Genomic DNA, 13,402 nt, shown 5'->3' on the forward strand with positions numbered 1-13,402 from the left:
GCCCTCCGGTATCCCCCGACCGGAGGGCTCTTTTCTTATAAGGTGTCAGCTTAGTCCACCCAATCCTTTCGGATGGTTTTGGATGCGAGAAACAGCAAGACCGCCGCCACCAGATAGAAGCCCAGGCCGATTACAAAGGCCCATTTGATTGAGTCCGCGCCATATTCCGGTTTGAGCAGATCCGACACCTTGCCGAAAAAATAGGGCCCGGCACTCAATCCGATCAGGTTGGTGATCAGCAGGAACAACGCCGCCATCTGGGCACGCGCAGAGGCCGGCCCCAGGTGCTGTATGGCGTTTACCAGCGGTCCGAACCACATCAGGCCGAGCGCCTGGGGTATCAGGATCAGGAAGAACGCCTCATGCGGCGTTTTCGCCATGACGCACAGGGCATAGAGCGGTGCCGACAGCACGAAGGCGATCGCCGGAATCAGCGGATAGGCGCCCTTGCGGTCCGGGCCGAGCCAATCCCCCAGTATGCCGCCCGCCAGAATGCCGACAATGCCGCTGATCAGAAAAGCGCCGCCGAAGAGTTCTGACCGGCTGACGATATCCATGTGCAGCGAGCGCGCCAGGAAGGTCGGGAACCAGTACAGAAAGCCGTAACCGACCAGCGAGGCGAAGGACGCGCCAAACGCCATCAGCCAGAAACTCGGCTTGCCGAAGGCCAGAGAGGCAACCTTACCAAACGACAGGGGGCGGCGGGCGCCTTGTCGAACTGCCCGCGCACCGGATCCCTGACCAGCAGCCGGAACACAGGCGCCATCAGCACGCCCAGCCCGCCAATAACCAGAAAGGCCCAGCGCCAGTTGACCGCCGCCGCCATCAGACCACCGAAGAGGATACCGGCCGCGCTGCCGATGGGAATGGCCAGGGAATAGACCGACAGGGCGCGGGCGCGCTGTTTTGGCGGGTAGAGGTCGGCGATCAGGCTGTAGGCGGGCGGAACGCCGCCGGCCTCGCCAATGCCGACCCCCATGCGCGCCAGGAACATTTGCGGGAAGGTCATGGCCAGTCCGCACACCGCCGTAAAGCCTGACCAGACGGCCAGGGACGCGGTCATGATCCAGACGCGGGACCAGCGGTCCGCCAGCCAGGCCACCGGAATGGCCAGCACGCTGTAAAGCAGGCCAAAGGCCAGGCCGCCCATCCAGCCCAATTGGGCGTCATTCAGGTGCAGTTCGGCGGCGATCGGCTCTTTCAGGATGCTCAGGATCTGCCGGTCGAGGAAGTTCAGCGCATAGACGATGATCAGCAAAAACAGTGTGAATGATCCGCCTTTTGCAGGCGTGGTTTCCGATGACATGGTCCGTCTCCCCATCTTTGCCGCCTTCATAGGCGCTGCCGCCGATTTCGACAAAGGAAAACGGGATCGTTCATTGAGTTGTCGCATAAGCGGGCGTAAGAAAAGGGCGTATTTCACCGCAGAGGAGAGTTTCACATGATCCGTACCGCACAGGCCCACTGGGCCGGAAATGGCCAGCAGGGCGAAGGCAGTCTGACCACGCAGAGCAAGGTGCTCAACAGCCAGCCCTACAGCTTCAAGCTCCGCTTTGAAAACGCCGACGGCCAGGCCGGCACGAATCCGGAAGAACTGATCGCCGCGGCCCATTCCGGCTGCTTCTCCATGGCCCTGGCCTTCGCTCTGGGGGCAGCGGGCTTTACGGCCGACAGCATCGATACGGAAGCCGCCGTCAAGCTCGATCCGGTCGAAGGCGGCTTCGCCATCACCGGCATCACGCTTAAGCTGACAGCGAAGATTCCGGGCATTTCCAGGGAACAATTCGACGCCATCGCCGCCGGCGCCAAGGCCAACTGCCCGGTCTCCAAGGCGCTGTCATCGGTACCGATCACACTCGAGGCGACGCTGGTTTAAGGAAGATTTTTAGCCACAGATGACACAGATGGGCGCAGATTTTATGTTCATCGGGAAAAAAAAGATGGGGTGTGATCACCTGTTCAGGCGCGAAGCGCCATCTGTGTTCATCTGTGCCATCTGTGGCTAAAATCTACTGATCCAAACTATCCATGTCACAGTCGGTTGATTTCAATAGCCCGGTATAGAGTCGGAAATCCGACTTCCTGCCGGGCTTTTTCAGGCGCGAAACCGTGCCGACATCGCGCAGGTCGGTGAAGCATCGGGCGAGATCGGGCGCATGGCTGGCATTGACTACGATCAGGGCTTTTTTACCCATGCCCGGCGAGGCGGGCCAGTTGTACCGGTCGCGCTCGGCCATGCCGATGATTGAGGTGTCCGGCATATGTAGGCTGAGTTCACCCTGGGTGTTGTAATCGGTTGTGGCGATCCATTTGCTATCGGTTTCGGAGGCTTTATCATGAATGGCATAGCTAAGCTTCTCCCATCCCAAACCCAGACCGGCGGTGCCACTTTGCTGCGGCAGGACGGGGCTTAAGGCCATAAGCAGCAAAGCGATCACGCTTACGCCAATCCCCACCGGCGCGGCCCATTTGCGGGCCCAGCCGAACCGGCCGCCTTCCGCGCCAACCGCCGCCAGCAGGACCAGTCCGGGAAAGATCGGCGCCGGCCAGTTGCCCTGGATGCGGTCATGAAAAACATGGACCAGCATATAGGCAATCAGTGGCAGGGGCAGGGCGACCAGCAGGGTAAGCGGCGAGTTATCGCGCTGTTTTCGCCACGCCTTCACGCCCAGAACAACAAACACAAAGATCAGCGGATTGAGCAGCAGGGGCTGCGACATCAGGAATTCCAGCAGGTATTGCGCCGTCAGGTGCGCGCCTTCGATGCGGCCGAATTGCTTGGCGAAGGTGATCCAGTGATGCTGCGCGTTCCACACCAGGTTCGGCGCCATGGCCGCCAGGGCGACAACACCGCCAAGCCACGGCCACGGCGTCAGCAGCCACTTCCGCGCCGGCTTGTCGAGTACGAACCACGCCAGCACGCCTAAGCCTAAGAAGAAGTTGGTGTATTTGGCTTCGACGCCCAGCCCGGCAAACAGGCCGAAGACCATCCACCAATAGCCCTTGCCGCTGGCCTGCAATTTCGCCAGCGCCCATAATCCGAAAGCCCACATCAGCACCGAGGGCGGATCTGGCGTGGCGACCACCGAGCCGATGCTCAAAAGCAGGCAGGCATTCAACCACAGCAGCGCCCGGCGGGCGACAACCTCGCTGAAAAGTGTTTTGCCCGTGTCGTAGATCAGCCAGCTTAAACCTGCGAAGCTCAGTACAAACGGCAGGCGCACAAACAGGGCGGATATATCTGGCAGCCCTGGAATGGCGGCTATCCACCACGCCACCATCGGCGGGTGATCATAATAGCCGAAGGACGGATGCTGGGCCCACAGCCAGTAATAGGTCTCGTCCGGCACCAGTCCGGCGCAAGCCCCCGCGACCAGCCGCAGAACCATCAACCCCGCAAGCAGGGGCAGGTAGGGAATGCGGCGGAGGCGGTCGATCAGGCTCATCCGCCCTTATTGGCCGGTTTCTCCGGCTCAGACAAGCTTCATCACGGCCGGGCCGCCCAGCGCCGGATCGGTCATCGAGGGCTTGCCAGTCTCGATATGACCGGCGAAGCGATGGCTGAAACCGTCACCGCTGACGCTGATATCATACCACTGGCTCGTCAGCTCGACCGGCAGCGTCTGCGCTTGCCCCGCGGATAAGGTGATGCGCTTTTCCGGCTGGCCATAGGCTTCGTCCCGGAGGATCACCTGGCCATCACCGATCAGGGTCAGGCTGTTGCCGTGCCATTGTGCCGGGATAGATTGTGCGGTCTTGCCGGAAAAGCGGCGGTGGAAGCCATTCGGCGCGTAGAGCCACAGGTCGTAGGTCTCATCCGCCGGGATCAGGGCCGTCAGTTGCCCGCCGGCCTTGACCGTATAGCGGCGTGGTGGCGATGCGGGTGACAGGCGATCGTAGATATGGAAGACGACGGCCGTATCAGGGCTTTGATTGGCCAGATCGAGGACGACAAAACCGGGTTTCGGGGCGGCATTGGCCTCAAAAGCGTAGGGCAGGGGGCGCGTCGGGCGCTGGCCCTTTTCCTGAACCGGCGGCGTGATCTCGGCGGGCGGTTTTGGCGTGGGCTGGCCGCTCAGTTTGCGGGCGCGTTCCGCCGTAGCCGTGGTTTCAGGCAGGGCCTGGAAGAAAGTGTCGGTGTTCGGCGTAGCGAAGTCGAAACAGGTCGTCAGGTCGCCGCAGACGGCGCGGCGCCACGGGCTGATATTGGGCTCATGCACGCCGAAGCGCGTTTCCAGGAAGCGGATGACCGAGGTGTGATCAAAGACCTGCGAATTGACGAAACCGCCCTTGCTCCAAGGTGAGATGACATAGAGCGGGACGCGCGGACCGAGGCCATAGGGCCGGTCCTTCCAGTCCTTGTCGTTGTGGTATTCGCCGGTGGTATCGACCTGGCTCTCGCCATAGCTGACGCCGTCCAGCTTGGCCGGCACCGAAGGCGGCGGCATATGGTCGAAATAGCCGTCGTTCTCGTCGAAATTGATCAGGAAGACGGTCCTGGCCCACACGGCGGGGTTGGCGGTCAGGGCATCGAGCACCTGGGCAGTGTAGTCCGCGCCCTGAGCCGGCGAGGACGGGCCGGGATGCTCGGAACCTGCCGCCGTGGCGACGATCCACGACACCTGCGGCAGTGTGTCGGCCAGAACGTCCTCTTTCAGCTTGTCGAGCGCGCGGGTGCGCAAAGACCGCGCCGCCAGTTCCATCAAGGGTGCTGATTTCGACATGTCGGCCATGCGGTAGAGCTTGAAGCCGGCCAGGGGGTTGTCGGTGAAGTTGTCGTCCATATCCTGATAGATCTGCCAGCTTATGCCGGAAGCGGTCAGGCGTTCGGGATAGGTGACCCACTCATAGCCGCCGTGGCCCTGCGGGTCGGATTTCAGGTTGTCATAGCCGTTGTCGATCGCCGGACCATTGTGCGTGCCGGAGGGGTCGTTGGTGCCGGTCCAGATGAACAGGCGGTTCGGATTGGTGCCGGCGTGAATGGCGCAGTGATAGGCGTCGCAGATGGTGAAGGCCTCGGCCAGGGCGAACTGGAAAGGAATGTCCTCGCGGGTGAAATAGCCCAGGCTGTGATTATGCTTGGCGCCCGGCCAGTTATTCAGTCGGCCCAGGTCCCAGGCGTCCTGCGCATTGACGAAATTATGAGGCGTGCCTTCCGCGCGCATATATTTGAAATCCTGCACCGTATTGAAGCGGAAAGGCGCGATCAGGTGCTTCTTGTCATGCTCGTCCGGCTGCGACCACACCGTGCCATTGACCGTCGGGATCGGGAAGCGATCGGAAAAGCCGCGCACCCCCGAGAGCGTGCCAAAATAGTGGTCGAAGGCGCGGTTTTCCTGCGTCAGGATGACGACATGCTGCACGTCCATGATCGTGCCGGTGCGATTATCGGCGGGGATATCGAGCGCACGGGCGATAGAGGCGGGCAGGGTGCCAAGGGCTGAAGCCAGAACGCTGGACAGCAGAAAGCGACGACGATCGATGGACATGGCATTACCCCTGATGACTTTTCTTTTGGGGCATATCAGCCAGTCATGACGGTTTTATCAAGGCGGATGATTATGGTATCCCGAAGAGCCTGAAATCCGGCAGTTTGCCGCGCCGCTTGATCTCGTCGTCGGTGCCGATGCGGAAAACGGACGCATCCGAGCCATCGAACGCCTGCCATTTGGACAGGTCGGCGCCATTCGGATCGCCTGTCCGGGCGAAATTCGTCCAATAGGTAGCCAGCCGGTCGGCCAGTTGCCGGTCTTCAGCGCCCCACGGCCGCGGGTCTTTATCCAATTGGTCAAAGACGTACTGGATTTCCGCGCCATGCCCGGCCTGGCAGCCATAGCCGCACGGCGTCGCGGGTTCGGTCGGCGAATGAACGAAGTAATAGAGATAAGGTTTTTGCTTCCCGCCCTTCGCTTGCAGGGAGGTCCAGTACCACATCCGCCAGCCCCACCAGTCGGTGGTCAACTGGTTGATCGCGGCATGGGCCTGTGTATCCGTTGTCCCCGGATAGGCGGCCAGCAGGGCATCGGAGGGCGCATGGCCGAGCAACTTCTCCACCAGCCCCTTGTAGTTGGCCGCGCTGAAATTGCCGGTGCCGAGGATTTCCGGCGCCAGGTCCATGCCTTCATCGGCATTCCAGCCGACCAGGATCGGCACATCGTTTTGCCGGTGGTGGCGATAAGTCGTGGTCATATCTTCGCGCAGCACATCTCCATCGACGATAACGCGCGGCCCCCACGTCTGGCGGATCAGCGTATCGGCATCCATGCGGCGCAGATCGGCGATAGTGGCCGCGCCCTGCGCCTTCATGAAAGCGGCACCCTCGGCCTCCGCCGTTTTGCGATCGGCGCGGGCGTTCTCACTGGCGTCCAGCGGCACGCTGTAATTGCCGCTTTCGGCGATCGCGCGCTGGAACAGGCCCTTCGCGGCCGGTGACGCGATCAGCACGGCCACCGAATTGGCGCCGGCGGATTCGCCCATAATCGTGACGCGGTCCGGATCTCCGCCAAAGGACGCGATATTGGCCTTCACCCATTGAAGCGCGGCGATCTGGTCCTCGATCCCCTGATTGCCGGACGCGTGGTCTGGCGATTCCGCGGAAAGTTCAGGCGTGGCCAGGAAACCAAACACGCCGAGGCGGTAATTGATCGTAACAACGATCACGCCCTTTTCCGTCAGGCGGGTGCCGTCATAGAGCGGTTGCGCGCCGGTGCCGCCGAAATAACCACCGCCATGTATCCACACGATGACCGGCAGGTTTTCGGCTTGCTTTTTTCTAGTATTTTGGGGCGCCCAGATATTGAGATAGAGGCAGTCCTCGCTCTGCGGGTTGCTGATCCAGGCTACGGTCTGGCGGCAGGCAGGTGAAAAGGCGCGGGTCTCTTTAACGCCCGACCACGGCACGACCGCCTGCGGCGGCCGCCAGCGCAGATCCCCGACCGGCGGGGCGGCGAAGGGTACGCCAAACCAGGTGCGCACTTCGCCATTATCCGTGCCCGATATCTGCCCGCCGGTTACCGAAACCGGCGGGGTGGGCTCGGCCAATGCGGGTGCCGCGAGACAGGCGAGACCCAGACAGGCTAAGCTACTCAGGACCCGCATATCTATACCCTCCTTATTTTCCGATAATCTGCACCAGTGAGGGCGCCGATTTGGCGAATGGCTTGTCATTGCCGGTGGCCGTCAGGCTTTGCGTGGCATCGTTCCAGCGCAGGGTGGTGGTCGTTGCCCCCTTGCCCTTTTCGTAGTCATACGATGTGCCGTCATCGTCATAAAGCGTAAACTCCCCGTCCATGCCGGGATAGACTTTCAGCGCGGTGATCGACTGCTTCGTAGCGGTCGACTGGATATCGGAGCCGACGGGCACGATCGAGCCGGCCTTCACGAACACCGGGATCTGTCTTATGGGCGCGGCCACCTTGACCCATTGGCCGCCAGTCATTTTTTCGTTGGTCCAGTAATTATACCAGTCGGCGCCGGCCGGCAGGTACACGTCCTTTTCCGTCTGCCCCTGTTTCGTCACCGGGGCCACCAGGAAGGCCGGACCGAACATGTATTGCGTGCCGATATCGGCGACGTTCGGATCGTTGGGGAAGTCCATCCACAAAGCACGCATGAAGGGGGCGCCGGTGTCGTAGGTCTGTTTGGCCGAAGAGTAGAGATACGGGATCAGCCGATAACGCAGGCGGTCGTAATCGGCCAGGATCGCCTCGGCCTCTTTCCCGAAAGCCCAGATTTCGGTGTGCTTGCGGTCGCCGTGCAGGCGCAGGGTCGGCAGGAAGGTGCCGTACTCGAACCAGCGGGTGAACAGTTCCGGGTAATCGTTATTCTGGCCGACCGTCTCGCGCGCATCCGACGGATCGAGCAGGGGCGTGCCGGTGAAGCTGGTGGTCTGCGGCAGCCATTGCCAGCCGCCGATATCATTGCCCCAATACGCAATCCCCGATGCGGTCATGTTGAGGCCGGTTGGGATCTGGCGTTGCAGCGCTTCCCAGGTCGGGTTGATATCCGATGACCAGAACAACGCGCCGGTGCGCTGCGAACCCAAGTAAGCGGCACGCGACAGGATCAGCACGCGTTTGTTCGGCTTCCACTCGCGCATCCCCTGTGCCACGCCCTCGACGTGCAGCAGCGGGAAGACGTTATGGTAGCGGTCGCCGGAACCGATGGAGAAGAAGTTGCCGTCCGGCACCAGGTCCGGCTCAGTCTCGTCCAGCCACGGATAATCGAAGCCGTGGCTGAGGATATTGTCGCGGGCGTGTTCCCAGAACCATTTGCGCGCGTCTGGGTTGGTGGCATCGATCAGGCCGCCGGTGCGATCGGAGCGGAAGGGCAGGCCATCGACCGTCTTGCCGTCCTTGTCTTTAAGCAGGAAGCCCTTGTGGTCCAGTTCGTTGAAATAACGCCCGGCGGTCTCGTAGCGCGGCCAGATCGAGACGATCGACTGCATCCCCATATCGTGCAGTTGCTTGTTCATGGCGTCCGGATCGGGAAACTCGGCCGGATTGATGTCCATCTGGCCCATGCGCGTCCAGTAGAACCAGTCGAGCACCATGATATCGAGCGGATACTGCTTCTCGCGGTAGGTATTGGCGACGCGCAGGATTTCGCCCTGGCTGTCATAGCGCGCCTTGGACTGGATCAGGCCGAAAGCCGATTTCGGCGGGATCGGCGTCTTGCCTCGTCAGGCGGGCATAGCCCGAGTAAATCTCTTCCGGCGTCGAACCGGTAATGACGAAGAAGGACACGCGTTCGCCGACCTTGGACTGGAAGCCGAGTCGGCCATTTATGCCGCCGACAAAACGGGTAGCCGACGGGTTGTCCCAGACGATGCCGTAGCCTTTGGAGGAGACCATGAAGGGGACGCAGACCTGCTCGCCGGCGGGAGCGTCATACCAGTGGGCGCAGTCGATCACACGGCCGCGCAGGTCGAGATCGCTCATCGATTCCTCGGTTCTGGCCCATGCCGTAATAGTGCTCGCCGTCCGGTGCGGCAAAGGCGGCGCCGACCTGGTAGGTCTGTTCGCCATTGACCTCATGCGGCGACATTTCCCAGCTATTCATGGAAAGAACGGTTTCGCCCTTGGCATTCTGGATTTGCAAGGCCACCGGGGCCAGCGACGGCGCGAAATACTTCTCGCCCTGGCTCGGCACATGCGGCGCCGGTGCGGCATTGACATGCAGGGTCAGGCCATTAGATGCAAAGGTGTCGCCATTGGCGTCGTTGCTTTGCTTAAAGGCACCGTTATCGGCGTGATCGGCCAGGATGCCGTAGCCGGGGGCCTTCAAAACCTCGGCCTTATCCACGGCAATGGTGACGTGGACGATGTTCGGGCCGTAGGCTTCGACCGAGACGTAAGCGCCATTGCGGTCCAGCGTGGAAATCGGGGCGGCGGATACCGCCGTGGCCAGTGCCAGGGCCGAGGCCACGCCGAAAAGGGCGGATTTTAAAAGGTGACGCATGATCTTCTCCCAATCGTCCGAACGTTTCTGACAACGTTATCATTTGCGTCACGGCTAAGCTTTGCGCACGCTTTCGTCAAGCCCAATGGTCATACAAAAAGAGGGGCATGAAAACCGGAACAGCAAGTTTTCACCGGCTAAACCGCCGCCCGTAGACTTGAGGCTTTACAGGAGCCCTCATGCCTATAGACCGCAAAGCCTTTTTCGACCGCGTCCGCGCCACGCTGTTTGCCGGTAAGCTGCTGCCCGGACGCGTGGACGGGTTGACCTATCTGCTCGATCAATGGGAGACGCGCCATTCGGGTGAGGATATCCGCTGTCTGGCCTATGCCCTGGCGACCGCGTACCACGAAACCGGCTTTACCATGCAGCCGGTGACCGAGCGGGGCGGGACGGTTTACCTGACCTATATGTACGATCCGCAGAGCCCCAATCCGAAGCGCGCGGCAATGGCGTTAGCGAACGGCAACCTCCATCCCGGCGATGGCATCAAATATTGCGGGCGCGGCTACGTACAACTGACTTGGGCCAATAATTACCGGCGCATCGGCGGTCTGATCGGCATAGACCTGCTCAGCTATCCCGAACGGGCACTGGAGCCGGAGATTGCCGCGCGTATCCTGTATGAAGGCATGATCGGTGGCTGGTTTAGTGGGGTAGGTCTGGGGCGTTATCTCAGCAACCGGACCGCCGACTGGAAAAATGCCCGCCGGATCATCAACGGCCTCGACTGCGCCGACCGGATCGCCGGCTATGCAAAGGCGTTTCATTTGGCGCTGATATAAAAGAAAGCCCGGTCAGCGAACTGACCGGGCTTTCTCATATGTTCAAAGCTTAAGCCGCGCGCAGACGACCGACAAAGGCCATGACCTCGTGCTGGAGGTCTTCCGAGCGGGTTTCAAGATCGGACGACAGGCCGAGCAGCGATTGCGCGGCTTCACCTGTCTGCTGAGCGGCATCGCCAACCCCCGCCATATGGCCGGTGACTTCACGGGTGCCGTCGGCGGCGCGGTTAGTGTTGCTGGCGATTTCCTGCGTGGCATAGCCCTGCTGCTCGACCGAGGCGGCAATCGCCGTGGTCAAACCGCCGATCTGCTCGATGGTACGCACAATCGTATCGATGCTGGAAACCGTCTCGCTGGTCGCCGACTGGATCTCGCCGATCTTGCTGCGGATTTCATCGGTCGCCTTGGCGGTCTGCTGGGCCAGTTGCTTGACCTCGGAGGCGACAACCGCGAAGCCCTTGCCGGCGTCACCCGCACGGGCGGATTCGATGGTGGCGTTAAGCGCCGAGGAGGTTGGTCTGGGCGGCGATGGCCTGGATAAGATTGATGACCTCGCCGATCTGCTGGGCGGCCGTGCTGAGGGTCTGGATGGCGGCCTCCGTCTTGGCGGCTTCCTCGACGGCGGTGCGGGTGACCTGCGAGGTGCGGGTCACCTGCTCGTTGATCTCATTGACGCTGGCCGACAGTTCTTCGGTGGCGGCGGCGACGCTCTGGACATTGTTGGCGGCGTCGACGGCGGCGGTATTGACCGACTCGACCCGCGCGGCGGCATCATCAGCGGCATGGGTCAGGCTTTTGGCCGAGTCGGCGACGGTGCGCGAAGAGGCGGCGAAGCGGCGGGCCAGTTCGCCCATGCTCTGCTCGAATTCGCTGGCGATGCGGTTACGTTCCTCGCGCATGTTCTCGGCGATGCGCATTTCCTCTTCCTGCTGATGCGCCTTCAGGGTTTCGCCTTCCGCGGCCCGGTCACGCAGGGTGCGGATCGAGCGCCACAGCGAGGAAATCTCGTCGCGGCCCTTGGCTTCCGGCACGGCGGTATCGTAGGCGCCTTCGGAAATACGCATGACGCTTTCGGTAACGTGGTGCAGAGGGCGGGAAATCGACTTGATAGCGACCCACAGAGAAGCGGCGACCAGAAGGAGGGTGCCCGTTGCGGCCATCAGCAGGAACTGCCAGACGCGGGTCTGCTTGTACTTGGCCATATCGGCCTTGGAAGCCGTCACATCGCTCTTGATGTGCTTGACCATGGCGTCGATCGTCGCCTGGAAGGCCTTGCGGTTTTCGCGGTTGGCATCGTTATTGCCGAGCGCGCTGGCATCGGCCGGCGTGGCCTCACGCCCCAGGCGCGCCAGTTCGCGGCGCAGGGTGATGAATTCGTTGGCCTTGGCTTCCACCGCGGCGAATTCCGGCAGTTCACCCGCCTTCATGCCCGCTTTCCAGGACTTCATCAGGCTGTCGATATCGTCCAGTTGCTTGTCGACCCCATCGGCGAATTTGGAGGCTTCGGCGGTATCCTTCGACATGTAGACGCCGCGCGAATCCATGACCACGCCGGTGACCAGGCGGTTGAGGTGCTCGCCATTATAGGCGTTGTCCTGCGCCCGGTCGGCACTTTGCAGCATGTGGTTGTAATCATTGATCGTCATCAGCCCGAGGCCGGTAATGGCCGCCGCCATGAGGGCGAAGCAGGCAACGAGGGCAAGGATGCGCGCCTTGATGGTCATGTGGTACTCCAATACTCATCCATCTGAATCATAAAGGAGTTTTACCCCGACTCTGGTTAATGGACTCTAACCGTCGCTTTTGAGGATTGTCTCGCCGTTGCGAAAAATGGCTATCCTAAGGTGTGCAAGCCTTTGCGGTCTTCCCTAAGGTCAACCGCCGTCAATAATTCCCGGCAAAGAACGCATTCGTCTCTTGTCAAAGGCTACAAAGCTTCGCACAAAGACGCACTGAATTTAAGGAGTCCCGACTATGAAAACCCGCGCCGCCGTCGCCTTTGCCGCCAACCAGCCGCTGGAGATCGTCGAGGTCGACCTGGAAGGGCCGCGCTACGGCGAAGTGCTGGTCGAGATCAAGGCCACCGGCATCTGCCATACCGACGCCTACACGCTCGACGGCCTCGATTCGGAGGGCATCTTCCCGGTCATTCTCGGCCATGAAGGCGCCGGCGTGGTGCTCGAAGTGGGCGAGGGCGTCACCACCCTGAAGCCCGGCGATCACGTTATCCCGCTCTACACGCCGGAATGTCGCCAGTGCAAATCCTGCCTGTCGCGCAAGACCAACCTGTGCACCGCCATCCGTGCCACGCAAGGCAAGGGGCTGATGCCGGACGGCACGACGCGCTTTTCCTACAAGGGTCAGCCGATCTATCACTATATGGGCTGCTCCACCTTCGCCAACCACACCGTCCTGCCGGAAATCGCCCTGGCCAAGATCCGTGACGACGCCCCGTTCGACAAGGCGTGCTATATCGGCTGCGGCGTGACCACCGGCGTCGGCGCCGTGGTCAATACGGCCGGCGTCGAGCCCGGCGCCAATGCCGTGGTCTTCGGCCCGGGCGGCATCGGCCTCAATGTCATCCAGGGCCTGAAGATGGTCGGCGCCGACAAGATTGTCGGGGTCGATATCAACAACAACAAGAAAGAATGGGGCGAGCGCTTCGGCATGACCCACTTCGTCAATCCGAAGGAAATCGACGGCGATATCGTCGCTCATCTGGTCGAGCTGACCGGCGGCGGTGCGGATTACACTTTCGATTGCACCGGCAACACCACGGTCATGCGCCAGGCGCTGGAAGCCTGCCATCGCGGCTGGGGCGAGAGCATCGTCATCGGCGTGGCCGAAGCCGGCAAGGAAATCTCCACCCGTCCGTTCCAGTTGGTCACCGGCCGCGTCTGGAAGGGCTCGGCCTTTGGCGGCGCGCGCGGCCGCACCGATGTGCCGAAGATCGTCGACTGGTACATGGACGGCAAGATCGAGATCGACCCGATGATCACCCACACCCTGCCGCTGGAACGCATCAACGAGGCCTTCGACCTGATGCACGCCGGTGAGAGTATCCGTAGCGTGGTGGTGTTCTAAACCTTCCCCTCTCCCCATGAAAATGGGGAGAGGACGAGAGCCGAGCATAGCGAAGGCGATCGGGTGAGGGGCTT

General features: G+C 61.6%; 13 protein-coding genes. 3 read left to right on the forward strand and 10 right to left on the reverse strand.

Annotated elements, in window-relative coordinates; all coding sequences use genetic code 11:
- Window positions 1-50: 50 nt before the first annotated feature.
- Complete coding sequence (locus NVV72_15170) at window positions 51-641, reverse strand: hypothetical protein (GenBank protein ID MCR6660612.1); 591 nt, start codon at window positions 639-641, stop codon at window positions 51-53.
- Window positions 641-1,306 (reverse strand): MFS transporter, encoded by a 666-nt coding sequence (locus NVV72_15175; protein ID MCR6660613.1) that lies wholly within the window; start codon window positions 1,304-1,306, stop codon window positions 641-643. Before NVV72_15175 ends, NVV72_15170 begins: the two co-directional genes overlap by 1 nt.
- 135 nt (window positions 1,307-1,441) lie before the next feature.
- Between NVV72_15175 and NVV72_15180 the strand changes: the two genes are divergently transcribed.
- Entirely contained in the window at window positions 1,442-1,876 is a 435-nt protein-coding gene (locus tag NVV72_15180) for an OsmC family protein (GenBank protein MCR6660614.1), read from the forward strand.
- Window positions 1,877-2,009: 133 nt separating this feature from the next.
- Here the strand turns inward: NVV72_15180 and NVV72_15185 are convergent, their stop codons facing one another.
- From NVV72_15185 to NVV72_15210, 6 genes are all read right to left on the reverse strand, one after another.
- A complete protein-coding gene (locus NVV72_15185) occupies window positions 2,010-3,446 on the reverse strand; it encodes a glycosyltransferase family 39 protein (GenBank protein ID MCR6660615.1) in 1,437 nt (478 codons plus the stop codon).
- Window positions 3,447-3,473: 27 nt separating this feature from the next.
- The gene (locus NVV72_15190) at window positions 3,474-5,489 is read right to left on the reverse strand and encodes a phospholipase C, phosphocholine-specific (GenBank protein MCR6660616.1); all 2,016 of its coding nucleotides are present in this window, start codon (window positions 5,487-5,489) and stop codon (window positions 3,474-3,476) included.
- A gap of 70 nt (window positions 5,490-5,559) precedes the next feature.
- On the reverse strand, window positions 5,560-7,041 hold the full coding sequence (locus NVV72_15195; protein ID MCR6660617.1) for a carboxylesterase family protein: 1,482 nt from the start codon (window positions 7,039-7,041) through the stop codon (window positions 5,560-5,562).
- Between the two features lie 70 nt (window positions 7,042-7,111).
- Window positions 7,112-8,638: a DUF5110 domain-containing protein gene (locus tag NVV72_15200; GenBank protein ID MCR6660618.1), complete on the reverse strand. Its 1,527-nt coding sequence runs from the start codon at window positions 8,636-8,638 to the stop codon at window positions 7,112-7,114.
- Entirely contained in the window at window positions 8,616-8,939 is a 324-nt protein-coding gene (locus tag NVV72_15205; GenBank protein ID MCR6660619.1) for a hypothetical protein, read from the reverse strand. The genes NVV72_15200 and NVV72_15205 overlap by 23 nt, the downstream gene beginning before the upstream one ends.
- Entirely contained in the window at window positions 8,887-9,459 is a 573-nt protein-coding gene (locus tag NVV72_15210) for a hypothetical protein (GenBank protein ID MCR6660620.1), read from the reverse strand. Before NVV72_15210 ends, NVV72_15205 begins: the two co-directional genes overlap by 53 nt.
- Window positions 9,460-9,638: 179 nt before the next feature.
- On the opposite strand from NVV72_15210, the gene NVV72_15215 reads away from it, so the two are divergent.
- Window positions 9,639-10,244 carry a hypothetical protein gene (locus NVV72_15215; GenBank protein MCR6660621.1) on the forward strand — a complete coding sequence of 202 codons (606 nt, stop codon included), beginning with the start codon at window positions 9,639-9,641 and terminating at the stop codon, window positions 10,242-10,244.
- Between the two features lie 49 nt (window positions 10,245-10,293).
- On the opposite strand, the gene NVV72_15220 is transcribed toward NVV72_15215, so the two are convergent.
- Together NVV72_15220 and NVV72_15225 are read right to left on the reverse strand one after the other, a co-directional pair.
- Entirely contained in the window at window positions 10,294-10,734 is a 441-nt protein-coding gene (locus NVV72_15220) for a methyl-accepting chemotaxis protein (GenBank protein MCR6660622.1), read from the reverse strand.
- Between the two features lie 7 nt (window positions 10,735-10,741).
- Window positions 10,742-11,968, reverse strand: coding sequence for a HAMP domain-containing protein (locus NVV72_15225; protein MCR6660623.1), 1,227 nt, complete (start codon window positions 11,966-11,968; stop codon window positions 10,742-10,744).
- Window positions 11,969-12,218: 250 nt separating this feature from the next.
- Here NVV72_15225 and NVV72_15230 point away from each other — a divergent pair, with 250 nt between their 5' ends.
- Window positions 12,219-13,328, forward strand: coding sequence for an S-(hydroxymethyl)glutathione dehydrogenase/class III alcohol dehydrogenase (locus NVV72_15230; protein ID MCR6660624.1), 1,110 nt, complete (start codon window positions 12,219-12,221; stop codon window positions 13,326-13,328).
- The last annotated feature ends 74 nt before the right edge of the window (window positions 13,329-13,402 follow it).

This window comes from Asticcacaulis sp. (assembly GCA_024707255.1).
Lineage (GTDB): Bacteria > Pseudomonadota > Alphaproteobacteria > Caulobacterales > Caulobacteraceae > Asticcacaulis.